Genomic DNA, 22,110 nt, shown 5'->3' on the forward strand with positions numbered 1-22,110 from the left:
CCACGCCGACCTGTCGCCGACCTGAACGGGAGTCAGTGAAATAACAGCTGACAACTCCCCCCATTGAAACCACCCCCCACCTGCCCCATCTAAGATCCATACTCCATTGCGCAGGTGCCCCATGAGCGACCAGCACTCTACTGAAGCGACGAACGAATACGCTGAATCCGAGCACATCGAACATACTTCTTCCGGCACCGGCCTGGCCCTGCCCGGCCAGAGCCTGCCGGACAAGGTCTACATCATTCCAATCCACAACCGTCCGTTCTTCCCCGCCCAGGTGCTGCCGGTCATCGTCAACGAAGAACCGTGGGCCGAAACGCTGGAATTGGTGGCCAAGTCCGAACATCACTCCCTGGCGCTGTTCTTCATGGACTCGCCCCAGGAAGACCCACGTCATTTCGACACCTCGAAGCTGCCGCTCTACGGCACGCTGGTGAAGGTGCACCACGCCAGCCGGGAAGCCGGCAAATTGCAGTTCGTCGCCCAGGGCCTGACCCGCGTACGCATCCGCACCTGGCTCAAGCACCATCGCCCGCCTTACCTGGTGGAAGTCGAGTATCCGCACCAGCCAAGCGAGCCGACCGACGAGGTCAAGGCCTATGGCATGGCGCTGATCAATGCGATCAAGGAACTGCTGCCGCTCAATCCGCTGTACAGCGAAGAGCTGAAGAACTACCTCAACCGCTTCAGCCCCAATGACCCATCGCCGCTGACCGATTTCGCCGCCGCCCTCACTTCCGCCACCGGCAGCGAGCTGCAGGAAGTGCTCGATTGCGTGCCGATGCTCAAGCGCATGGAGAAAGTCCTGCCGATGCTGCGCAAGGAAGTCGAGGTCGCGCGGTTGCAGAAGGAGATTTCCGCCGAGGTCAACAGCAAGATCGGCGAACATCAGCGCCAGTTCTTCCTCAAGGAACAACTCAAGGTCATCCAGCAGGAGCTGGGGCTGACGAAGGACGACCGCAGCGCCGATCTGGAGCAGTTCGAGCAACGCTTGGAAGGCAAGGTGCTGCCGGCCCAGGCCCAGAAGCGCATCGAAGAGGAAATGAACAAACTCTCGATCCTGGAGACCGGTTCTCCGGAATACGCCGTCACGCGCAATTACCTGGACTGGGCAACGTCAGTGCCGTGGGGTGTTTACGGCCAGGACAAGCTTGACCTCAAGCATGCACGCAAGATTCTCGACCAGCACCACGCCGGCCTGGACGACATCAAGGACCGCATCCTGGAATTCCTCGCCGTGGGCGCCTACAAGGGCGAGATCAGCGGCTCGATCGTCCTGCTGGTGGGCCCGCCCGGCGTGGGCAAGACCAGCGTCGGCAAGTCCATCGCCGAATCCCTCGGGCGGCCGTTCTACCGTTTCAGCGTCGGCGGCATGCGCGACGAAGCCGAGATCAAGGGCCATCGGCGCACCTACATCGGCGCCCAGCCGGGCAAGTTGGTGCAGGCGCTCAAGGACGTCGAAGTGATGAACCCGGTGATCATGCTCGACGAAATCGACAAGATGGGCCAGAGCTACCAGGGCGACCCGGCCTCAGCGCTGCTGGAAACCCTCGATCCTGAGCAGAACGTCGAATTTCTCGACCATTACCTGGACATGCGACTGGACCTGTCGAAGGTGCTCTTCGTGTGCACCGCCAATACCCTCGACTCGATCCCCGGCCCGCTGCTGGACCGCATGGAAGTGATTCGCCTGTCGGGCTACATCACCGAAGAAAAAGTTGCCATCGCCAAGCGCCACTTGTGGCCCAAGCAACTGGCCAAGGCCGGCGTGTCCAAGGGCAGCCTGAGTATCAGCGACAGCGCCCTCAAGGCCCTGATCGACGGCTATGCCCGTGAAGCCGGGGTGCGCCAACTGGAAAAACAACTGGGAAAACTGGTGCGCAAGGCGGTGATGAAGCTGATCGAGGAGCCAAAAGCAGTGATCAAGCTTGGGCCGAAGGATCTCGAGGCCTCCCTGGGCAAACCGGTGTTCCGCAACGAGCAGGTCCTGTCCGGCGTCGGGGTGATCACCGGCCTGGCCTGGACCAGCATGGGCGGCGCGACCCTGCCGATCGAAGCCACGCGGATCCACACGCTCAATCGGGGCTTCAAGCTCACCGGGCAACTGGGCGAGGTGATGAAGGAATCGGCGGAAATCGCCCACAGCTACGTCAGTTCACACCTGAAGCAATTCGGCGGCGATCCGAAGTTCTTCGACGAAGCTTTTGTCCACCTACACGTACCGGAAGGGGCCACGCCCAAGGACGGCCCGAGCGCCGGCGTGACCATGGCCAGCGCCCTGCTGTCCCTGGCGCGCAACCAGCCACCGAAGAAAGGCGTGGCCATGACGGGCGAACTGACCTTGACCGGGCATGTCCTGCCGATTGGCGGTGTACGCGAGAAAGTCATCGCCGCGCGCCGGCAGAAGATCAATGAACTGATCCTGCCAGAAGCCAACCGCGGCAACTTCGAGGAACTGCCGGACTATCTGAAGGAAGGCGTCACGGTGCACTTTGCCAAGCGGTTTGCGGATGTGGCGAAGGTGTTGTTTTGATGTTCCTCTAGCGGCTGTACCGGCCTCATCGCGAGCTAGCTCGCTCCCACAGGGTTTGGTGTGGATCACAAATGCTGTGAACACCACAAATCCACTGTGGGAGCGAGCTTGCTCGCGATGGCGACATCAGCAACAACACATCCCAACCTGACACACCCAGTAGCATCTTCGGTTATGCTCGCCGTTCGTCGTGAATGCCGGAGCCGTTGCCCTTATGTCCCTCACTCGCCTGCTTGTCCCCGTCAGCCTCGCCCTGCTGAGCGCCTGCGCCACACAGCCGAAACACATCGTGACGGTGGAAAAACAGAGCCAATGCCCGGTGCAGCTCAAAAGCGGCCAGAACCTGATCCTGAGCCTGCCGAGCAACCCCACCACGGGCTATCGCTGGAGTATCCAGGACTCGGCCGGTGGCGTCCTTAAAGGCCTTGGCCCTGAGGTCTATCGCAACCCCGAGGACGCTGGCGTGGTCGGGGCCGCCGGGGTCTCGACCTGGCGCTTCCAGGCCTTTGCAATTGGCACCGGGCGCTTGCGCCTGACGTATCAACAGCCTTGGGCACCGGAAGTGCCAGCCGTGGAAACGTTTGATTGCGCCATTTCGGTGGATTGATCGTGGGCTGGCTGATCCTCGCGCTGATGGGTGCGGCCACCTACCTTTACGGCCTGGCGATGCATGCCACGTTGCTGTGCCTGCTGGTCAAGCCGATGCCGGTGCTGGCCCTGCTCGGCTGGCTGCACGACGCGCCGCCAGGCGAATATCGACGCTGGATCAGCCTGGGGCTGATTTTTTCGGTGGTGGGCGATGTACTGCTGGCCTGGCCGGGGGACTTGTTTGTATTCGGGCTCGGCGCGTTCTTGCTGGCGCACCTGGCCTATTTGAAAGCCTACCTCAGTGACTGCCGCCGCCCAGCGCTGGTGCCGCTGGCCGTTGCCTTGTTCATCGGCGCCTTGCTGTTGGGAATACTGGTGTCGAATGGCCTCGGGCCGCTGCTGGTACCGGTGGTCGTCTATGGCCTGGTCATCAGCGCAATGCTTTGGAGGGCCCTGGCGCGCTTGGGGACCGAGGTGCCGAAACGCTCGGCCCTGCTCGCGTCCGCCGGAGCGCTGGGTTTTGTCTTCTCCGACAGCCTGATCGGTATCAACCGGTTCGTGGCGCCTTTTCATGCCGCGCCTTACCTGATCATCGTCAGCTACTGGCTGGGCCAGTGGGGAATCACTGCGTCGGCGTTTCCCCGAAAGCCGCACTAAAGCTCCGACTTTCTGGTTAAAATGCCGGCCTTTTCTACACCCCAGCCGCTGGAACCGCCGTGAGCAAAGAGCCCGATCGCCTATTCGCCCAACCCTTGGCCCAGGTGCCCGACTTCGCCTTCAATGAAGACGTGGTGCAGGTGTTCCCGGACATGATCAAGCGCTCGGTGCCAGGCTACCCGACCATCGTCGAGAACCTCGGCGTACTCGCGGCGCAATTCGCCCAGCCCAACAGCGTGCTCTACGACCTGGGATCGTCCCTCGGGGCGGTAACCCAGGCCCTGCGCCGCCATGTGCGCACCGACGGTTGCCGGGTGATTGCGGTGGATAACTCGGCGGCCATGGTCGAGCGCTGCCGCGAATACCTAAATGGTCAGGACTCGATGTTCCAGGAGCTGCTGCCGGTGGAAGTGATCGAAGGCGACATCCTCGCCCTGACGTTCCAGCCGGCCTCGGTGGTGGCATTGAATTTCACTTTGCAATTCATCGCGCCCGACCAGCGCACCGCCCTCCTGGGCCGCATCCATCAGTCGCTGCTGCCCGGCGGTGCCCTGATTCTCTCTGAGAAGTTGCGCTTCAACGATGCCGAAGAGCACGCGCTGCTGACCGACCTGCACGTGGCGTTCAAGCGCGCCAACGGCTACAGCGAACTGGAAATCGCCCAGAAACGCAGCGCCATCGAAAACGTCATGAAGCCCGACAGCCTCGAAGAACACCGCGAACGCCTGCTGGCCGCCGGGTTCTCGAAAGTCGTCCCGTGGTTCCAATGTCTTAACTTCGCCTCGTTGATTGCCCTGCCATGATCGATCTGTCCCCCCTCGCCCGCCATCTGGCCGGCACGCCCCTGGCCGACTGGGCCGTGACGTTGCAAACGCAGCTCGACATCAAGATGGAAAAAGGCCACGGCGATCTGGAGCGTTGGCAAAGCGCCCTCGATGCGCTACCGGTCTTGCAGCCCACCACCGTGGACCTGCTGAACGGGCTGACGCTGGATGCCGATTGTTCCGACGAAACCCGGGCCCAGATGCGTACCGCGCTGATGGGCCTGTCGCCTTGGCGCAAAGGCCCATTCGACCTGTTCGGTGTGTACGTCGACACCGAATGGCGCTCGGACTGGAAGTGGTCGCGCGTGGCGCCGCACCTCGACCTCCAAGGCAAGCGCATCCTCGACGTGGGCTGCGGCAATGGCTACTACATGTGGCGCATGCTCGGCGCCGGGGCCGACACGGTGATCGGCGTTGATCCCAACTGGCTGTTTTTCTGTCAGTTCCAGGCGGTACAGCGCTACCTGTCGCAGCCCAACGCCTGGCACCTGCCGTTCCCGTTCGAGGCCCTGCCGCCGGAGCTCGAAGGCTTCGACACGGTGTTTTCCATGGGCGTTTTCTACCACCGCCGTTCGCCGATCGAACATTTGCTGGCCTTGAAGGATTGCCTGGTCAAGGGCGGCGAACTGGTGCTGGAAACCCTGGTGATCGAGGGCGACGAGCATCAGGTGCTGGTGCCCGAGGATCGCTATGCGCAGATGCGCAACGTCTGGTTCCTGCCGTCGGTCCCGGCGCTGGAGCGCTGGCTGCGCCGCGCCGGGTTCAGCGATGTGCGTTGCGTGGACGTGAGCCTGACGACCGTGGAGGAGCAGCGCAGCACCGAATGGATGAAATATCAGTCGCTGAGTGACTTCCTCGATCCTGCGGACCACAGCAAGACCATCGAAGGGCTGCCGGCGCCGATGCGGGCGGTGATTGTGGCGCGCAAATAAGTGCTCAGTCTGAAGGCTTGGCTCGCCTGGCCTTGAAAAACTCGCTTAGCACCGTGCTGCACTCCTCAGCCAGCACCCCACCCTCGAACGTCACCCGATGGTTCAGAAAGCCCTGGCTGAAAAACTGCCCCTGGCTCTGCACAATCCCGGCCTTGGGCTCCAAGGCGCCGTAGACGACCCGGGCGATGCGCGAATGAACGATCAGGCCCGCGCACATGCTGCACGGTTCCAACGTGACGTAGAGCGTGCTGCCCGGCAGGCGATAGTTGCTCAGCGCCTGGGCCGCGGCACGGATGGCGACCATTTCGGCATGGGCGCTGGGGTCGTGGCCGCTGATCGGGCAGTTGAAGCCGCGGCCGATGATTTCACCGTCCTGCACCAGCACCGCGCCCACCGGCACTTCGCCCAGGGCCGCGCCTTGTGCGGCGAGGGCTAGGGCTTCGCGCATGAAATCCTGGTCACGGCTGCGGTCGATGATCCTGGCAGGGCGAATCTGGCGCATCACGCCACCTCGATGGCGGCCATCAGGCCGGTTTCCATGTGGTCGATCACATGGCAGTGGAACATCCATACGCCCGGATTATCCGCCACCAGCGCCACCTGCGCCCGCTCGTTCTTGCCCAGCAGGTAGGTGTCGGTGAAGTACGGGATGACCTTGTGCCGGTTCGACGCAATCACCTTGAAGCTCATGCCGTGCAAATGGATCGGGTGCTGGTATTGGGTCATGTTCTTCAATTCAAAAATGTAGCTCTGGCCTTTCTTCAGCGTGGCGATCGGCCGGTCGGCGCAGGTCTTGTCGGTGATGTCCCAGGCCTTGCCGTTGATCTGCCACAGGCTCGGCGGCTTGCCGTTGTCGACATTGACCGACACCGAGCCGACCCATTCGAAATTGAAGTTGAGTTTCTCGGCGTTGGCCAGGTCCGGCTCGGCCACCGGGTTGGGCGGCAATGCAGGCGGCCATGGCGTCGGCGCATCATTGTTCGGTACCGAACGCAACGTACCCAGGCGTACCGGACCGTTGCGCAGCGACAACTCTTCACCGGCCGGCGGCGCCTTGATCGCCAGGCAAATGCGCATGCCCGGGCCAAGCCAGTATTCCTTGCCCAGCGGGCGCGGTTCGATAGGGTTGCCATCCAGCGCATAGATCTGCGCTTCAACGCCGGGGATGTTGATACGGTAAGTCAGCGTGTTATCGAGGTTGAGCAAGCGCACCCGAGTGATCTGCCCGGCCGGCAGGTCAATCACCGCTTGCGGCACACCGTTGATGGTCGACAATCGTCCGGCCGTGCCGCCACGCGCTGCCTCGCGAGGAATGCTGAACGCGACGAACTCGCCCTGTTCATCCACATGCCAGCTCTTGAGGCTCAGGGTCTGTTCGTACTTGAAACCGGTGGGCTCTCGCTCTTCGATGATCAACGGCCCCACCAGCCCACGCCCGAGCTCTTCACTGCTGTTGACGTGGGGGTGATACCAATAGCTGCCGGCGTCGGGCACGCGGAACTTGTAATCGAAATACTCACCCGGCAATACCGGCAATTGCGAGACATAGGGCACGCCGTCCATTTCCAGCGGCAAGCGGATGCCATGCCAATGAATGGTGGTGGCGACCGGCAGGTGGTTGATGAAACGAACCCGCAACCACTCGCCCTGGCGCACCCGCAGTTCGGTACCCGGCGCCGACGGGCCGAACGCCCAGGCCTGGGTCTTGTGCCCGGCCACCAGTTCCACATCCAGAGGCGCGGCGATCAGTTCATAGTCGTGACCGGCCTCGGCGTCGGCCATTTTGCCCAACCAATACCGCGACGCGCCTCCTGCACCCACACCTACGACAACAAGACCGGCCAGGCCACCGAGTATTTGGCGACGGGTAAAGGACATGAACGCGACTACCTCTGCATCTGCGACGGACCGGTGGGCCCGCAAAAGGCGAATACGATACACCCGCAGATGAGAAACGGTAAGGAAACGAAGATGAAAAAACGTGTGGCGGTTATTTCCCGACAGAAACTCCATTACCCGCGAAACACCGAACGCCCCCCTCGCCGGACCGCTCTTGTGGCGAGGGAGCTTGCTCCCGCTGGGCCGGTCCGACGCTTCGGGCGCAGCCCCCCCCTCCGACAATTAGCCCGGCAGGCCTGTAATCAGATGCACTACGCCGTTGTCCAGCGTCATCACTCCCGCCACACCGGCGCCGCTCAACGCTGCCCGATCGATCCGTGCCACATCCCGCAGTTCCACCCGCAGCCGCGTCAACGCCACGGGCTGATGGGACTTGAGATTTTCCGCGCCGCCCAACGCTGCCATGACGGCCGGCGCCAGCCCTTCAACCGCTGCCGGCCGCTTGGGTTCTTCCGGTACCAGGTCCGGGGTCAGGGCTTTCCAGAACGCCCGTTGCAGTTTGTCGAACATGTTCAATGCTCCATGGCCAGGTTGGCCGGGTTGGCGGTGGATGAGTGAGTACGCAGGAGGTCACGCACCTGCTCCGCGCTGTCCTGGCCCAAGGCCTGTTGAGCGAGCGTGCGGCATTCCGTCAGATCCCAATTACGCACGCAGGCCTTGATCGCCGGAATCAGCGGCACACTGACCGATAACTCGTCCACGCCCAACCCCAGCAACAGCGGCACCGCCAAGGGTTCCGAGGCCAGCGCGCCACACACCCCGACCCATTTGCCGTGGGCGCGAGCCGCCTCGGTCGTGCGAGCGATCAGGCGCAACACCGAAGGGTGCAGGCTGTCGGCCTGGCTGGCCAGGCGCGGGTGGTCACGGTCCATGGCCAGGGTGTATTGGGTCAGGTCGTTGGTACCGATGGAGAAGAAATCCACCTCCGGGGCAAACAGGTCGGCCAGCAGCGCTGCCGCGGGCACTTCGATCATGACACCCAGCTTCGGCGCCTGCTTGAGTCCCAGCTGGCGGACCTCTTCGTCCAGCATCTGCCGCGCCAGGCGCAGCTCCGCCAGTTGCGTGACCATGGGCAGCATGATGTGCAGCCGCGCAAGCCCCGAACAGGCAAGAATCGCCCGGAACTGTTCGCGCAACAACTGCGGACGTTCCAAGCACAAGCGAATGCCGCGCATGCCCAGGAATGGATTGGTCTCATGAGCCATCGGAACATAAGCCAGCGGCTTGTCCCCGCCCACATCCAGGGTGCGAACCACCAGGTTGCGCTCAGCCCCAAGGATCCGGGCGACGGCGCTGTACAGGGCCGCTTGCTCGTCATGGCCAGGCGGGTGAGTACGATCCAGATAAAGCAGTTCGGAGCGCAATAGTCCCACACCTTCGCCTCCCAGCGTCATGGCCTGTTCCACGTCCCGCAGCGACCCGACATTGGCACTGACCTCGACTCGATGACCATCCAGGGTAAGGGCCGCCTGGGCCGACTGCTCCAAATCACGCTGATGTCGTTGGCGCTGCTGCTCACTCGCGGCCTGACGTTGGTCGATCAGGGCCTGGTCCGGGCTCACATGCAGTTCACCGCTGTCGGCGTCCAGCAATACCCGGGTGCCGTTCTCCAATGCCAGCACGTCTTGCGCCACGCCACACAACGAGGGCAGGCCCAGCGCCCGGGCCAGGATCGCGACATGGCTGGTGGCGCCACCGCCCACGGTAACAAACCCGGCGATGCGTGAGGTGTCGAGGCTGGCGGTCTGGGAGGGCGTCAGTTGCTCGGCCACCAGAATCGCCTGTTCGGGCAGGTTCCAGGCGTTGTCCTGCACCCCGAGGATCAACTTGAGCACCCGTTGCCCGACATCGGCCAGGTCCGTTGCGCGCTCGGCCAGCAAAGCGCTGCCCAATTGCTGGAACAGCGCAGCGCTCGCCTCGGTGGCGGTTTTCCAGGCGAACGCCGCGCTCTTGCCCGCGGCGATCAAGGCTTGGGCCTGCTCCAGCAAGGTGGGGTCTTCCAACAACTCTTGATGGGCACGAAAAATCTGTGCCTGGACGCTGCCTGCCGCCTCGTCCTGCAATGCTTTCAAGGCTTTTGTCGCCTGCTCCAGCCCTTGCTTCAGCGCCGTCTGCTCAACCTCGATGCCGGCGCCTGCCTCATCGATATCCCATACTCGGGAGGCGATCCGGACCACTTCGCCAAACGCCGAGCCGGGCGATGCGCAGACACCCCGTAGCCGACCGGGCATCGACGGTTCGATGGCGGTGATCGGCTCCAGTGTCAGCGGCGCCCGCACTGTTTCGCCGCACCCAGACAGCAACAATTGTTCCAGCGCTTCGATGGCCTGCCCAGCCTGGGCACCGGCGGCGCTGATCTGCACACTGTCGCCCTTGGCCGTCTGCAACGCCATGATCGCCACCAGGGATTTGGCGTTGGCGCTGGCTTGCTGCTTATGCAGTTGGATATGAGCATCAAAGCCCTTGGCCGCCTGGGCGAGTACCGCGGCAGGACGGGCATGCAGGCCACTTTCATTGGATAAGATCAACGACCTGGAAAACAGCACCGTGCCCAGCTGCGCCTCATCGATCGCCCCTTGCTCACCTGGGCGCACCTGCAACAACGGCACGCCGCTCTCGACGCAAGTGGCCTCGTCCGCAAGCAGGCTGAAGGGCTCGCCACTGACCACCAGCATCAGCGTCAACAGACTACGTGCGTGCAAGGCGATGTAGTCGGCATCGAAATCGATCAGCGGCTGGCCAGCCTCGACCCGCTGCCCCATGGTCACCCGCGAAGTGAACCCCTTGCCAGCCAGGTTAACCGTGTCCAGGCCTATATGCATCAGCACCTGGACACCATTGTCAGCAGTGATGCTCACTGCATGGGCGCTGTCCTGAAGCGTGCCGATGACACCGGACAGCGGCGCGCATAGGGTTTGCGAGGTTGGATCGATACAAATGCCATCCCCCACCACTCGGCTGGAGAAGACCGGATCCGGCACGCTGTCCAAAGGCATCAAGACCCCGGACAGCGGTGCGAGCAATTGCAAGGATTGCGTTGTGTTCATGACTTTACCTGCTGCTGTCTGTTCTTTTTCGCATCGCGGGCACGCAGCTCAGCGACCCGCGCCTGCACGGGTCATTTCCACCAATATTCGACCTGCAACCCCACGTTGGAACCATGTCGCGCTCCACCAAACACACCGGTGTCGGACAGCGCCGAGCCGGCGGCCAGTTGATTGGCTGCACGCTGGGCCGCCGCGTTCCAACTGGCGTAGGTGTAATAGAGCCGAATTTCCGGGCGAGCCCAGAATTCCGGGCCCTTGGGCGACCAGGTGGGGGCAAAGGTGAATTTGCTCAGCTTGCGTGTTCCATCGTTGGCATGCACCTGGTCGTGGCCCAGTTCGGCCACCAGCTTGAACTGATCGGTGATGGCGTACGCCGGGCGAACCCCCAACGACAGCCAGTCCTGGTCGGCGCCATCGGGGCGAATGTCCTTCTGATACACCGCCTGCACCTGCCCGCCAAAACGCGGCGTGACCTGCCAATCGAAAAACTCCACCAGACGATAACTCTTGTTGTTGTCGTCCAGCCCGGTGTCGCCGGTATACCCCAGCCCCGTGCCGGGGCCCTCGCCGTATTGCAAGGCCAGTTTATTCTTGCCACCCAGGAAGTCCTGCTGCACATGCTGGGCGGTCAGGGCCCAACCACGATGAGCGTCACGACGGTTCGCCCGGTCGATGAAACTCAGGCCAAATTCCAGCTCGCCGCCAGCGTTGGTCCTGAAACCGGCGACGTTGAAGTCATGCCGGTTGACCGGGTCTTTCTGGTAGAGGTTGTCCTTGCGCGAGAAGGCGTAGCTGTATTTCAGCCCACCGATCAGCACATCCTCGATCCCGCCACCCGTGGCGCTCTGGTTCCAGTAGTAGAAATCCGAAATATGGATGTCGTTGCGTTTGTAATACCGCCGGCCGGCCCACAATGACCCGCCGTTCAGGCTGGGCATGTTCGACCATTGGGCATACATCTGCGGCATGCGCGCCGCGCCGTTTTCACCTTGGAAGGTCGGCGTGCGATCGTAGCGGTTGTACAGCGACGCCATGCCGTCCACGCTCAACACCGAGCCATCGTCGAGGGTGAACAGATCCTGGCGCAGCTCCAACTCCCCGTACTGCTCGCACTCGTTGCCCAACCGATATTTAGTCTGCGCCCCAGGCAGTTGGAAACAGGATTGAGAACGGCCATTGGTCGCGCTGCCGACGCCACTGCGCAGATAACCGGAAAACTCCAGCGCCTGAACCGGGAACGGCAGCGCCAGGCAGATACAGGACGCGGCCAGGCCACGGTTTATTGTTGTTTTCATACGCCTCTCCATTGTTTCTTATTGTTGTTTGCTCCATGACTTCCCCCCTTGTTTGCCGTTTGGCCGACGACAAAGGGCTCACGATGCGTCTAGCGCAACGTGTTCGCTGTCAGGCATTGCCTGGGTCAGGGGAAGTTTTTTATTCAGTCGCTCAGGTGCAGCACGAACGACTCGTAGGGCCGCAGGCGCAGCCGTCGGTAACGGTGTTCACCGGCCTCGTAGTTGCCGACCACCCAACGTTGTTTCGTGTCAGGGGTGAGGACGCCTTCGGGCAGCTCCACCTCGCAGTCGCCTGCATAAAAATGGCTGACCACCAGCAGGCGCTCTCCCTGCCCTTCGCGCAGGTACGCCCACACATGCGGATGCTCAGGCAACAGCAGGCGGTAGACGCCGTCCTGGATCAAGGCTTCGCTGCGACGCAGGGCGATCAGCTCGCGGTAGTAATGCAGCACCGAGGTCGCGTCTTTTTGTTGTTGCTCGACATTGATAAACGCGGCGTTGGCAGGCACGCCAATCCAGGGTTCGACCGGACTGAAACCGGCGTTCGGCCCGGCACTCCATTGCATCGGCGTGCGCCCGTTGTCACGGGACTTCTGCATGATCGGCGCCATGGCCTCGGCTTCGGGGACCCCGGCGTTGCGCTTGAGGCGATAAATGTTCAAGGTTTCCACATCGCGGTATTGCTCGATGTGGTCGAAACCCGGATTGGTCATGCCCAGTTCTTCGCCCTGGTACACGAACGGCGTGCCCTGGAGAAAGTGCAACGCCGTGGCGAGCATCTTCGCCGACGGCACGCGGTACTCTGCGTCATCACCAAACCGCGACACCACCCGCGGCTGGTCATGGTTACACCAGAACAGCGCATTCCAACCGTCGCCGGCCTGCATGCCGACCTGCCAGTCGGACAGGATGCGTTTGAGCTCGAGAAAATCGAAGTCGGCCCGCACCCACTTTTGCAGGTTCGGATAATCCACCTTCAGGTGGTGGAAATTGAAAGTCATCGACAGTTCACGGGAGGCCGGGCACGAATAACGAACACAGTGTTCCAGGCTGGTGGACGACATCTCGCCAACGTTGATCAGGTCGAACCCCTCGAAGACTTCCCGGTGCATTTCCTGCAGATAGCGGTGCACGTTGGGACCGTCAGTGTAGAAACGCCGGCCGTCGGTGTGGTCGTCAGGGAAGTCGGCCGGCTTGGAGATCAGGTTGATCACATCGAGACGAAAGCCGCCCACACCCTTGTCCCGCCAGAAACGCATCATCTTGAACACTTCGGCACGGACCTGGGGATTGTCCCAGTTCAAGTCGGCCTGGGTGTGGTCAAACAGGTGCAGGTAATATTGGCCAGTCTGGGCTTCATACTCCCAGGCCGAGCCGCCGAACTTGGACTCCCAGGTGTTCGGCTGGTCCCGCCAGATATAGAAATCGCGGTACGGGTTGTCGAGGCTGCTGCGGGCGGCCTGGAACCAGGGATGCTCGATGGACGTGTGATTGACCACGATGTCGAGCATCAGCTTGATGCCGCGCTTGCGTGCTTCGGCGATCAACAATTCGCAGTCGGCCATGGTGCCGTAGCTGGGGTCGATGGCGTAGTAGTCGCTGATGTCGTAGCCATTGTCCCGTTGCGGCGAACGCAGGAACGGCGTCAGCCACAGGTAGTCCACACCCAGCCAGTGCAAGTAGTCGAGCTTGTCCACCACCCCCAGCAAATCACCGGTGGCCTGTCCGCCATGGCTGTAGAAACTCTTGGGATAGATCTGGTAGATCACCGAGCGTTGCCAGTCTTGCATCTGCAGTTCCTTCAGTCTGTTTGGTTCGGCCTTACGGGCCTCATCGTGCAAGCATCCGGTGTCAGGCCACCCGATAGCCCGGCCGGACGATCTTCATGCTCAACGCGCAGGTCAGGGCAAAGGGCACGCTCATGGCGATCACCATGCCGACCACGAACATCGGTATGTAGTCCGGCACGATGGAAATGAAACCCGGCAGCCCACCCACGCCAATCGCCGAGGCCTTGATCTTGTTCAGCGACAGGAAAATGCAACCCAGGGCCGAGCCGGCCAGGGCGCAATAAAAGGGGAATTTGTAGCGCAGGTTGACCCCGAACATCGCCGGTTCGGTGATGCCGAAATAAGCGGAAATCGCCGAGGTGGACGCCATGCTCTTGTCCCGCGCATTGCGGGTCATGTAGAACACCGCCAGCGCCGCGCTGCCCTGGGCCAGGTTGGACATGACGATCATCGGCCAGATGAAGGTGCCGCCCTGGGTCGAGATCAATTGCAGGTCCACCGCCAGGAACATGTGGTGCATGCCGGTCACCACCAGCGGCGCATAGAGCAGGCCGAAAATCGCCCCGCCAATCACCGGCGCCAGGTCGAACAGCGCCACCATGCCTTCGGTGATCAGGATGCCCAGGTGGCGGGTGACCGGACCGATGATGGCGAGGGCCAGCACCCCGGTGATCACGATGGTGGTGATGGGGATCACCAGCAGTTGGATCGCGTTGGGCACCCTGGCCCGCAACCAGCGCTCGATCACACTCATGACATAGGCCGCCAGCAGGATCGGCAGGATCTGCCCCTGGTAGCCGACTTTCTCGATCCGGAACCAGCCGAAGATGTCGAAATACGGCAGGCTCTGGCCTTCCAGTCCCGCCACCGCCTTGCCGTAGTTCCAGGCGTTGAGCAGGTCCGGGTGCACGAGCATCAGGCCCAGCACGATGCCGAGGATCTCACTGCCTCCGAAACGCTTGGCCGCCGACCAACCCACCAGGGCCGGAAGAAAAACGAAGGAGGTATTGGCCATCAGGTTGATCAGGCTCCAGACGCCGTCCAGGTTGGGATAGGCATCGAGCAATGTCTGTCCGGCAATGAACATGCCCTTGGCGCCCAGCAGGTTGTTGACGCCCATCAGCAGGCCAGCAATCACCAGCGCGGGCAGGATAGGCATGAACACATCGGAGAGCACCCGCACCAGGCGCTGCATGCCGTTGCCCTTCTGCGCGCCCTGGCGCTTGACGTCGGCAATGGTGGCGGCGGCCAGGCCCGTCAGCTCGCGCAGGGCGGCGTAGACCTTTTCCACCTCGCCCGGGCCAATGACCACCTGGAACAGGCCGCCGGTAAAAAACGACCCCTTGATCAGGTCGATCTGGTTCAGCGTGGCGCTGTCCACCCGGGCCGCGTCCTTGAGGGACAGGCGCAAGCGCGTCACGCAATGGGCGGCCTGCTCGATATTGTCGACGCCACCCAAGCTTTGCAGCAGCTCGCTGGCGATTTTGGAGTAATCGTGGCTCATGCTTTTTTCTTCCGCGTCATTCTTGTTATTGAGAGTCGACAGCACGTGGGAGAGAAAGTACTCGTCTGTACGAGTTAAATCAACAACTCGTACAGACGAGTTATGTTTTTGTTTATGATGAGGCCCCGAAGAGCCCGGAAACGTCCTACGCTCCTGTCGGGAAAAAATGACAGGTGATTGGACAAATCCCCCACTTGGCCCGTAAGGTTCCGCCCCGGTGAACAGCGCGGTACAGAGCCCTCTCCATGAGCAAATACAACCAGATCTACAACGATCTCCTGACCAGCATTACCACTGAACGTCTGGAGCGCGGCGCTCGCCTGCCCTCCGAAACCGAACTGATGGACAGCTACCAGGCCAGTCGCGGCACGGTGCGCAAGGCCATCGAACAACTCCAGGAGCGCGGCTTCGCGCAGAAGATCCATGGCAAGGGCACCTTCGTGCTGTCCACCCAGCCCATCGAATTCCAGCTCGGCGGCATCGTCAGTTTCCAGGAGACCTACCCGCGCCTGGGCAACGATGTCAGTACCGAAGTGGTCGAGTTCAGCCAGTTGCCGTTGGAAGGCACGCTGCTCGAGCACATCAAGGCCCCCGCCGGCAGCCTGGTCACCCGCATCAAGCGGGTCCGGCGAATCGATGGCAAGCGCGTGATCCTGGACATCAACCACTTCGTCAGCGACGTGATTCCCGGCCTGACCCGTGACATCGCCGTGCAGTCGATCTACGCCTTCATCGAACAGACCCTGCAACTGCAAATCGCCTACGCCCAGCGCACCATCGAAGCGGTCCGCTGTGGCAAGGACGATCAGCAGCACTTGGACCTCGAAGGCCAGAGCCATGTGATCGTGGTCAGCAACCAGACCTTTCTCCAGGACGGCCGGCAGTTCGAGTACACCGAATCGCGGCATACCCTGGACAAATTTTATTTTTCGGATGTGGCGCGGCGGTGAAGTCAGCCTAGATGACAGCCTTCATAGGCCGTGATCGAAAACTGTTGCGCGCATCCAGCCAAGCCTGGACACGTCTACGGCGTCGGAATGCTGGTTCAGTGACTTCCCAAGGCGGTCACCCAACCAAAGCGTCCAACTCTTCGCAAGCCATACCAGGAAACCGTAGGCCTTCTTTCGCAACGTTGACCTGCAGCGCCTCCTGGGCGACATCCAACACTTCCCTGGTAAGCGAATAGTTGCCCCTGGCCTGCAGCCAGGTCAGCACGTCCGCCAAATGCCAGATAGAAGCACTTTCCTCGTGCACCGGCGTCGGGAAACTGCCTGGATGAGCCAACATCAGCTTGCGCATGTTCTGCCGAGACACACCTACGATCTCAGGCCATACCGTTCGATGATAAGCGTGTCTTGGTACCCGCTGAGACGACAATCGTAGCGAAAGGTGACGGGGAAGCTGCATGAAGCCCCCGACGCCTGCGGCTTGTGCCTGGTCAATGAATAGTGGCCTAATGGCATCTTTGTCGCCCTTTCACCTGCTGCACAGGCTTCTTTGGACAAGGACTGTTTCATGACCTCCCGACCGACCCTGCAAGTGGATCCGCTGCTCACCAGCAATATCGATGCCCTGCTCAGTTCTGTGGTCGATGCTGACCAGCGCCAGCTGAAGGTTCCCGATGGCGCGCGCTCCGAACGCGAGATGCTGAAGGACAAGCGCCTCCAGGAACTGCTCGACCGCTGCCGCGAAGAAGCCCTGCAACAGGTGGTCGGCCCCTTCGGCCTGACCCCGGCGATGTTCTCGGACATCGACGGTGGCAACGTCACCACCCAGCACAATGCCAACCAGGACATCTACGCCAAGGACTCTGAGCATTACGATCGCGAAGCCGACTACGACTACTCAGCCGCGAAAACGAAAAAGAAGAATGATGCGGTGAAGAACGGCACGATGAACTCGCAGACCTTCGTCGACGCCTACACCAACGAAAAGGCACCGACCAAACGCACCGCCAAGTCCAATGGCAAGCTGGTGATGAACGCAGAGCTGGACCACACCATCCCCTTGAAGCAGGTGCACAAGGAGGGCGGCTGGATGCTGACCCCGGAGCAGCGCAAGAAGCTGGCCTCGGAAGAAGACAATCTGAATTTCACCACCTTCGAAAACAACCGGGAAAAGAGCGATACCGCGGCAGAGACTGCGCTCTCTGCCGAAAATGGTTACGACGAATCCATCACCAAGCCGTTGATTGACAAAGCCCGCGCCGCCATCGACCAGCATCAACCCGATACAAAGGACCGCCTGCTCTACCATGGCAAGGAGCTGGGCATCACAGGCGCGAAGGAGTTCGGTAAGACCGGCCTGCGCCGGGCAATGGGCGTGCTGTTGTTCGAAGTGGTCAACGGCAGCTTCGTCGAGGTGCATAAGGTGGTCAGCCAGCGCGACGACCAACAGCCCCTGCTCGACCGCGTGGTGGCGGCGGTGGAGCGCGTGCTCAAGCGCGTGCAGGGCAAGTTCAAGGCCGCCTTCGAAGCCTTCTTCGATGGCGGCATGCAAGGCTTGGTGAGCAACTTGCTGACCTTCCTGATCAACAATCTCATTACCACCTCGGCCAAGGTCGTGACGATCATCCGCGAAGGTATGCAAGAGCTGTTCAAGGCCCTCAAGCTGCTGCTCTGGCCGCCCAAGAATATGTCCGGCGCCGAGGTCATGCGCGCGGTCAGCAAGAGCCTGGCGGGCCTGTTCACCTTGGGTGCAGGCATGCTCCTGGAGCAATCGGTGAACACCTTCATCGTCGGCATCCCGGTGCTCGCACCACTGGCGGGCATGATCGCCCCTGTGCTCACAGGCCTGATGACCGGCCTCGCCAACGCCCTACTGATGTATGCCATCGATTCGCTGATCGATTGGATGCTGGATAAGGGCACCGACTTCATCAACGCGCAGATCGATACCCTGCAAGCCACAGCCGAACTGGGCGAGCGCATGATCGAACGGGTAGAGCTGCAGTTCCGCCTGTCGGCGCGCTACCGGATGATGGTCCAACTCAATCAGCGCATCGCCGAGCGCTTCGACCAGGCAACCGAGGCCGCGCAAGCCTCGGTGCAGCACGCGCAAGGCACCGTCGGAGAACAGGCGGCGACAATCGCCGCGCTATCCCAGGCCATCGACAGCAAGAAACAGTTCAACGAACGCCTCGGTTCGTTGCTTCAGCAGTTCAGGAAGGAAACATAAGGGATGTCCAAGGTCATTAGCCAACTCGCCAGCACCGTCCCCAGCGACGACCTGCTAGCCCGGATAGACATCGCCGAGGTGTACGAGAAGTTCCACAGTACCTTCAAGCGCCTAGACGATTTCAAGAGGGTGCGCGACGAACATGAGCAGCGTAACTTCCTCGGCCGGCTGTTCCATCGCGGGGAACTGAAGAACGCCCAGCTCGACGCCCAGGAAGTGCAGGCGGAATTCTCCAAGACTCTCGCCCAGTTGATGGTGATCAGTTCGCTGCAGGCGCAGCAACTGACCGAGCAGCAGGGGCAACTGGCCGACCAGCAGAAGACCCTGGATGCCAAGGCCGAGGAACTGGCTCGACAGAACATGCGCCTCGAACAGCACCAGACCGTGATCAAGCATCAGGCCGCAGGCTTGCGCCAATACGTCACCGACCTGTTGAAAGTCCAGGGACTGACCGACGAACACGGCGAGATGCTGATAAGCATCGCCAAAGAAGTGATGGAAACCCGGGATCGCCTGCTGACAGACTTCGACAATCGCATGCGGCAGGTGCAGGCAGCTCTGGACGAACAGCAGCAGGTGCTCCGGGAAGTGCTCGATGAGCAGGCGAGCACCTTGGAACAGCGCCTCACTCAGTTGCAGCAGACGGTCGACTCAACCCAGGAACAACGTCTCCAGGCCGTCGAGCAAGGTCTGCTCGCTGCACTCGACGAACAGCGACGCGAGGCCGTCGGCCAGACCGAGCGGCTCGATGCCAACCTGGCCTTCCAAGGGAAGTTGCTGGACGAGAATCACCGCGACCTGGACCGCCAGCTCTCGGAACTTCGCGAAGTGCTGGCCGAACAGGGGCAAGCGCTACTTAACGAGCGCAGCGAACGGCAGCAGGAGCAGGCCGCGCGCCAGGCCGAAGTGCATGCCCTGCGTAACGAACAGAACAATTGTGAAACACGCCTGCGCCGCGAGCAGCGTCATCTCATGGCTTGGCTGTGCGGCTTGGTATTGATGTGCATTGGCGCACTCGCCGGGTTCACCTTCTGGAGCACGTCGAAGCCTGTTTTGGCCCCGGCCGAAATCCACGAGGCTCAAATACCAGCGTCCTGAGCAGCCTGTTCAGATCCATGATCCCAAACCGGATCGGCACCCGAGCAGCCCGGCCCGACGCTGCGAATGCAAAAAACCTGTCCAAAGGAGCGGCATTAGGTGAACAAGATACTGTGGGTCAAATTCGGATGGTCAGAATACTATCGAGGCGGCGACATCGCTGGTAACTTTGCCTGGCTTAATCAGAACAAAGGTACGGAAAACGAAGGACGAGGCCATGAAGCGTACAATTTCATGCCCGATATCGACGGGACCTACTATTGTTATGTCCCTCCCCAGGGAGGCAACTACGCGCCTTATCACGACGACTCGGAAGGCTGGACGGTTGTATGTCTGGCCAAGAATCCGGCAACCCGAGGTGTACATGTGGTGGGCTGGTATACAAACGCAACGCTTCATGGTGAGTGGATTGTCCGCCCCGACAACACCGACCAGCGCCAGCAAATTTTTCCCCATCCTGCGTACGACTGGTCATATTGCATAACCAGCAAATCCGCCTTCTTCATCCCTCCCGAGGAGCGAATTCTGCCTTTCTCGGATCCCTCCGTGAAACAGGGAAAATACTCTTTTCTCGACGGCCCAAACGTTACGAAGACCGATAACAAAAAAAGAATGCGAGCTCGGCTCGAGGGATTGATGACGCGTTTGGCTTCAGTCGCAATAAAAAACCCCAATGAGCACACCGTTTTTGACCCAGAACTGGATCAGGCCGACCCCCTTCGGGGATTTGGCAGCCCTGAACACCGTAAGGCCGTTGAGCTGGCCGCCGAGGACGCGGTGATCGCGTACTACATAGAACAAGGCTACAGCTACCAACGCACGACACACCTTCCCTGCGGGTATGACTTTATTTTCACGCGCCAAGACTCAGCGCTACATGTCGAAGTTAAGGGCACGGCCGGCGCGACGCCACGTTTTTTCCTCACACGTAACGAACACAATGCAGGACTGATGCTAAACCCAGACTGGAGGTTAGCCATGGTGACGTCGGCGCTATCCGATACGCCGCAGGTCACAGAGTACGATCCTCGCCAGTTAAAAGAGGCGTTTAGCCTTGAGCCTTACGTTTACATCGGGGCATTCGCACCAAAGCCCGAACCTTGACGTTTAGCCTGACCGCGACAAAAACAAAAGCCCGCTGTCACGCGGGCTTTTGTGTGTGGCGCAAATGCCTCATTCCCACTCAATCGTCGCCGGCGGCTTGCTCGACACGTCATACGTCACGCGCGAGATCCCTTCGATCTCATTGATGATCCGCCCGGAGACGGTCTCCAGCAGCTCGTACGGCAGGTGTGCCCAGCGAGCGGTCATGAAGTCGATGGTTTCCACGGCGCGCAGGGCGACGACCCAGGCGTAGCGACGGCCATCACCGACCACGCCCACCGATTTCACAGGTTGGAACACCACGAAGGCCTGGCTTACCTTGTGGTACCAGTCGGCCTTGCGCAGCTCTTCGATGAAGATGTGGTCGGCGCGACGCAGCAGGTCGGCGTATTCCTTCTTCACTTCACCGAGGATCCGCACGCCCAGGCCCGGGCCCGGGAATGGGTGACGGTAGACCATGTCATACGGCAGGCCCAGCTCCAGGCCGAGGCGACGCACTTCGTCCTTGAACAGTTCGCGCAGCGGCTCGACCAGCTTGAGGTTCATTTCCTCTGGCAGGCCGCCGACGTTGTGGTGGGACTTGATCACGTGGGCCTTGCCGCTCTTGGCGCCGGCCGACTCGATCACGTCGGGGTAGATGGTGCCCTGGGCCAGGTACTTGATGTTGTCCAGCTTGCAGGATTCGGCATCGAACACGTCGATGAAGGTACGGCCGATGATCTTGCGTTTCTTCTCCGGGTCGGACTCGCCGGCCAGGTTGTTCAGGAATTGCTCCTCGGCATTGGCGCGGATCACCTTGACGCCCATGTTCTCGGCGAACATGGCCATCACTTGCTCGCCTTCGTGCAGGCGCAGCAGGCCGTTGTCGACGAAGACGCAGGTCAGCTGGTCGCCAATGGCCTTGTGCAGCAGCGCGGCAACCACCGAGGAGTCAACGCCGCCGGACAGGCCCAGCAACACGTTGTCGGTGCCAACCTGGGCGCGGACCTGGGCAATGGCGTCTTCAGCGATCTTCGACGGCGTCCAGAGGGCTTCACACCCGCAGATGTCGAGGATGAAGCGCGACAGGATACGGCCGCCCTGCTTGGTGTGGGTCACTTCCGGGTGGAACTGCACGCCGTAGTAACGACGATCGTCGTTGAACATGCCGGCGATCGGGCAGCTCGGGGTGCTGGCCAGGATGTGGAAGTCTTCCGGCATCTTGGTGACCTTGTCACCGTGGCTCATCCACACGTCGAGGCCGAACAGGCCGTCGGCGTCGACGTGGTCCTCGATGCCGTCCAACAGGCGGCTTTTGCCGACCACGTCGACACGGGCGTAACCGAACTCGCGCAGGTCCGAACCTTCGACCTTGCCGCCCAGCTGTTCAGCCATGGTCTGCATGCCGTAGCAGATACCGAAGACCGGCACGCCCAGGTCAAACACCGCTTGTGGGCAGCGCGGGCTGTCGGCTTCGTGCACGGACTCGGGGCCGCCGGCGAGGATGACGCCTTTAGGCGCGAATTCGCGAATCGCTTCGTCATCCATGTCGAACGGATGCAATTCGCAGTACACACCGATTTCACGCACGCGGCGGGCGATCAGCTGGGTGTACTGGGAACCGAAGTCGAGGATCAGGATGCGGTGAGCGTGAATGTCGAGGGCCATGACTCATTCTCA

17 protein-coding genes and 1 pseudogene are annotated in these 22,110 nt (G+C 61.4%); 9 read left to right on the forward strand and 9 right to left on the reverse strand.

Features of this window, described 5'->3' with window-relative positions; translation table 11 throughout:
* Positions 1 to 121 precede the first annotated feature (121 nt).
* The 5 genes from lon (at position 122) to cmoB (ending at position 5,537) form a co-directional block, all read left to right on the forward strand.
* Entirely contained in the window at positions 122 to 2,536 is a 2,415-nt protein-coding gene (gene lon / locus J3P79_RS21510) for an endopeptidase La (protein ID WP_434605586.1), read from the forward strand.
* A 214-nt stretch (positions 2,537 to 2,750) separates the two neighbouring features.
* Positions 2,751 to 3,143: a protease inhibitor I42 family protein gene (locus J3P79_RS21515; protein WP_434605587.1), complete on the forward strand. Its 393-nt coding sequence runs from the start codon at positions 2,751 to 2,753 to the stop codon at positions 3,141 to 3,143.
* A gap of 2 nt (positions 3,144 to 3,145) precedes the next feature.
* Positions 3,146 to 3,781, forward strand: a complete 636-nt coding sequence (locus J3P79_RS21520; RefSeq protein ID WP_434611571.1) for a lysoplasmalogenase — start codon at positions 3,146 to 3,148, stop codon at positions 3,779 to 3,781.
* Positions 3,782 to 3,840: 59 nt separating this feature from the next.
* Entirely contained in the window at positions 3,841 to 4,584 is a 744-nt protein-coding gene (gene cmoA / locus J3P79_RS21525; protein WP_434605588.1) for a carboxy-S-adenosyl-L-methionine synthase CmoA, read from the forward strand.
* Positions 4,581 to 5,537: a tRNA 5-methoxyuridine(34)/uridine 5-oxyacetic acid(34) synthase CmoB gene (gene cmoB, locus J3P79_RS21530; protein WP_434605589.1), complete on the forward strand. Its 957-nt coding sequence runs from the start codon at positions 4,581 to 4,583 to the stop codon at positions 5,535 to 5,537. Before cmoA ends, cmoB begins: the two co-directional genes overlap by 4 nt.
* 4 nt (positions 5,538 to 5,541) lie before the next feature.
* On the opposite strand, the gene tadA is transcribed toward cmoB, so the two are convergent.
* The 7 genes from tadA to treP all read right to left on the reverse strand — a co-directional run bounded on the left by tadA (position 5,542) and on the right by treP (position 15,072).
* Positions 5,542 to 6,039 (reverse strand): tRNA adenosine(34) deaminase TadA, encoded by a 498-nt coding sequence (gene tadA, locus J3P79_RS21535; RefSeq protein ID WP_434605590.1) that lies wholly within the window; start codon positions 6,037 to 6,039, stop codon positions 5,542 to 5,544.
* Complete coding sequence (locus J3P79_RS21540; RefSeq protein WP_434605591.1) at positions 6,039 to 7,415, reverse strand: multicopper oxidase family protein; 1,377 nt, start codon at positions 7,413 to 7,415, stop codon at positions 6,039 to 6,041. Before J3P79_RS21540 ends, tadA begins: the two co-directional genes overlap by 1 nt.
* Before the next feature lie 243 nt (positions 7,416 to 7,658).
* Positions 7,659 to 7,946 carry a PTS transporter subunit EIIB gene (locus tag J3P79_RS21545; protein WP_434605593.1) on the reverse strand — a complete coding sequence of 96 codons (288 nt, stop codon included), beginning with the start codon at positions 7,944 to 7,946 and terminating at the stop codon, positions 7,659 to 7,661.
* A 2-nt stretch (positions 7,947 to 7,948) separates the two neighbouring features.
* A complete protein-coding gene (gene ptsP, locus J3P79_RS21550) occupies positions 7,949 to 10,483 on the reverse strand; it encodes a phosphoenolpyruvate--protein phosphotransferase (RefSeq protein ID WP_434605594.1) in 2,535 nt (844 codons plus the stop codon).
* Between the two features lie 71 nt (positions 10,484 to 10,554).
* A complete protein-coding gene (locus J3P79_RS21555; protein WP_434605595.1) occupies positions 10,555 to 11,778 on the reverse strand; it encodes a maltoporin in 1,224 nt (407 codons plus the stop codon).
* 143 nt (positions 11,779 to 11,921) lie between these two features.
* Positions 11,922 to 13,568, reverse strand: a complete 1,647-nt coding sequence (treC, locus tag J3P79_RS21560; protein ID WP_434605597.1) for an alpha,alpha-phosphotrehalase — start codon at positions 13,566 to 13,568, stop codon at positions 11,922 to 11,924.
* Positions 13,569 to 13,629: 61 nt separating this feature from the next.
* Complete coding sequence (gene treP, locus J3P79_RS21565; RefSeq protein WP_434605599.1) at positions 13,630 to 15,072, reverse strand: PTS system trehalose-specific EIIBC component; 1,443 nt, start codon at positions 15,070 to 15,072, stop codon at positions 13,630 to 13,632.
* Between the two features lie 245 nt (positions 15,073 to 15,317).
* On the opposite strand from treP, the gene treR reads away from it, so the two are divergent.
* Positions 15,318 to 16,022 (forward strand): trehalose operon repressor, encoded by a 705-nt coding sequence (gene treR / locus J3P79_RS21570; RefSeq protein WP_434605600.1) that lies wholly within the window; start codon positions 15,318 to 15,320, stop codon positions 16,020 to 16,022.
* A gap of 115 nt (positions 16,023 to 16,137) precedes the next feature.
* On the opposite strand, the pseudogene J3P79_RS21575 reads toward treR, so the two are convergent.
* Positions 16,138 to 16,398: pseudogene (locus tag J3P79_RS21575) on the reverse strand (helix-turn-helix transcriptional regulator); the annotation flags it as partial.
* Positions 16,399 to 16,587: 189 nt separating this feature from the next.
* On the opposite strand from J3P79_RS21575, the gene J3P79_RS21580 reads away from it, so the two are divergent.
* From J3P79_RS21580 to J3P79_RS21590, 3 genes are all read left to right on the forward strand, one after another.
* Positions 16,588 to 18,249 carry a hypothetical protein gene (locus J3P79_RS21580; protein ID WP_434605602.1) on the forward strand — a complete coding sequence of 554 codons (1,662 nt, stop codon included), beginning with the start codon at positions 16,588 to 16,590 and terminating at the stop codon, positions 18,247 to 18,249.
* A gap of 3 nt (positions 18,250 to 18,252) precedes the next feature.
* Positions 18,253 to 19,347 (forward strand): hypothetical protein, encoded by a 1,095-nt coding sequence (locus tag J3P79_RS21585; RefSeq protein WP_434605603.1) that lies wholly within the window; start codon positions 18,253 to 18,255, stop codon positions 19,345 to 19,347.
* 99 nt (positions 19,348 to 19,446) lie between these two features.
* Positions 19,447 to 20,451, forward strand: a complete 1,005-nt coding sequence (locus tag J3P79_RS21590) for a DUF3883 domain-containing protein (RefSeq protein WP_434605604.1) — start codon at positions 19,447 to 19,449, stop codon at positions 20,449 to 20,451.
* A 69-nt stretch (positions 20,452 to 20,520) separates the two neighbouring features.
* On the opposite strand, the gene guaA is transcribed toward J3P79_RS21590, so the two are convergent.
* A complete protein-coding gene (gene guaA / locus J3P79_RS21595; protein ID WP_045155136.1) occupies positions 20,521 to 22,098 on the reverse strand; it encodes a glutamine-hydrolyzing GMP synthase in 1,578 nt (525 codons plus the stop codon).
* Positions 22,099 to 22,110: the final 12 nt, after the last annotated feature.

Source organism: Pseudomonas sp. R1-7 (assembly GCF_051132105.1).
Lineage (GTDB): Bacteria > Pseudomonadota > Gammaproteobacteria > Pseudomonadales > Pseudomonadaceae > Aquipseudomonas.

Excerpts from the sequence above, each read along its gene's own strand:
- lon (WP_434605586.1), top strand. The coding sequence starts at position 122 with ATGAGCGACCAGCACTCTACTGAAGCGACGAACGAATACGCTGAATCC.
- J3P79_RS21515 (WP_434605587.1), top strand. The coding sequence starts at position 2,751 with ATGTCCCTCACTCGCCTGCTTGTCCCCGTCAGCCTCGCCCTGCTGAGC.
- cmoB (WP_434605589.1), top strand. The coding sequence starts at position 4,581 with ATGATCGATCTGTCCCCCCTCGCCCGCCATCTGGCCGGCACGCCCCTG.
- tadA (WP_434605590.1), bottom strand. The coding sequence starts at position 6,039 with ATGCGCCAGATTCGCCCTGCCAGGATCATCGACCGCAGCCGTGACCAG.
- J3P79_RS21540 (WP_434605591.1), bottom strand. The coding sequence starts at position 7,415 with ATGTCCTTTACCCGTCGCCAAATACTCGGTGGCCTGGCCGGTCTTGTT.
- J3P79_RS21545 (WP_434605593.1), bottom strand. The coding sequence starts at position 7,946 with ATGTTCGACAAACTGCAACGGGCGTTCTGGAAAGCCCTGACCCCGGAC.
- ptsP (WP_434605594.1), bottom strand. The coding sequence starts at position 10,483 with ATGAACACAACGCAATCCTTGCAATTGCTCGCACCGCTGTCCGGGGTC.
- J3P79_RS21555 (WP_434605595.1), bottom strand. The coding sequence starts at position 11,778 with ATGAAAACAACAATAAACCGTGGCCTGGCCGCGTCCTGTATCTGCCTG.
- treC (WP_434605597.1), bottom strand. The coding sequence starts at position 13,568 with ATGCAAGACTGGCAACGCTCGGTGATCTACCAGATCTATCCCAAGAGT.
- treP (WP_434605599.1), bottom strand. The coding sequence starts at position 15,072 with ATGAGCCACGATTACTCCAAAATCGCCAGCGAGCTGCTGCAAAGCTTG.
- treR (WP_434605600.1), top strand. The coding sequence starts at position 15,318 with ATGAGCAAATACAACCAGATCTACAACGATCTCCTGACCAGCATTACC.
- J3P79_RS21580 (WP_434605602.1), top strand. The coding sequence starts at position 16,588 with ATGACCTCCCGACCGACCCTGCAAGTGGATCCGCTGCTCACCAGCAAT.
- J3P79_RS21585 (WP_434605603.1), top strand. The coding sequence starts at position 18,253 with ATGTCCAAGGTCATTAGCCAACTCGCCAGCACCGTCCCCAGCGACGAC.
- guaA (WP_045155136.1), bottom strand. The coding sequence starts at position 22,098 with ATGGCCCTCGACATTCACGCTCACCGCATCCTGATCCTCGACTTCGGT.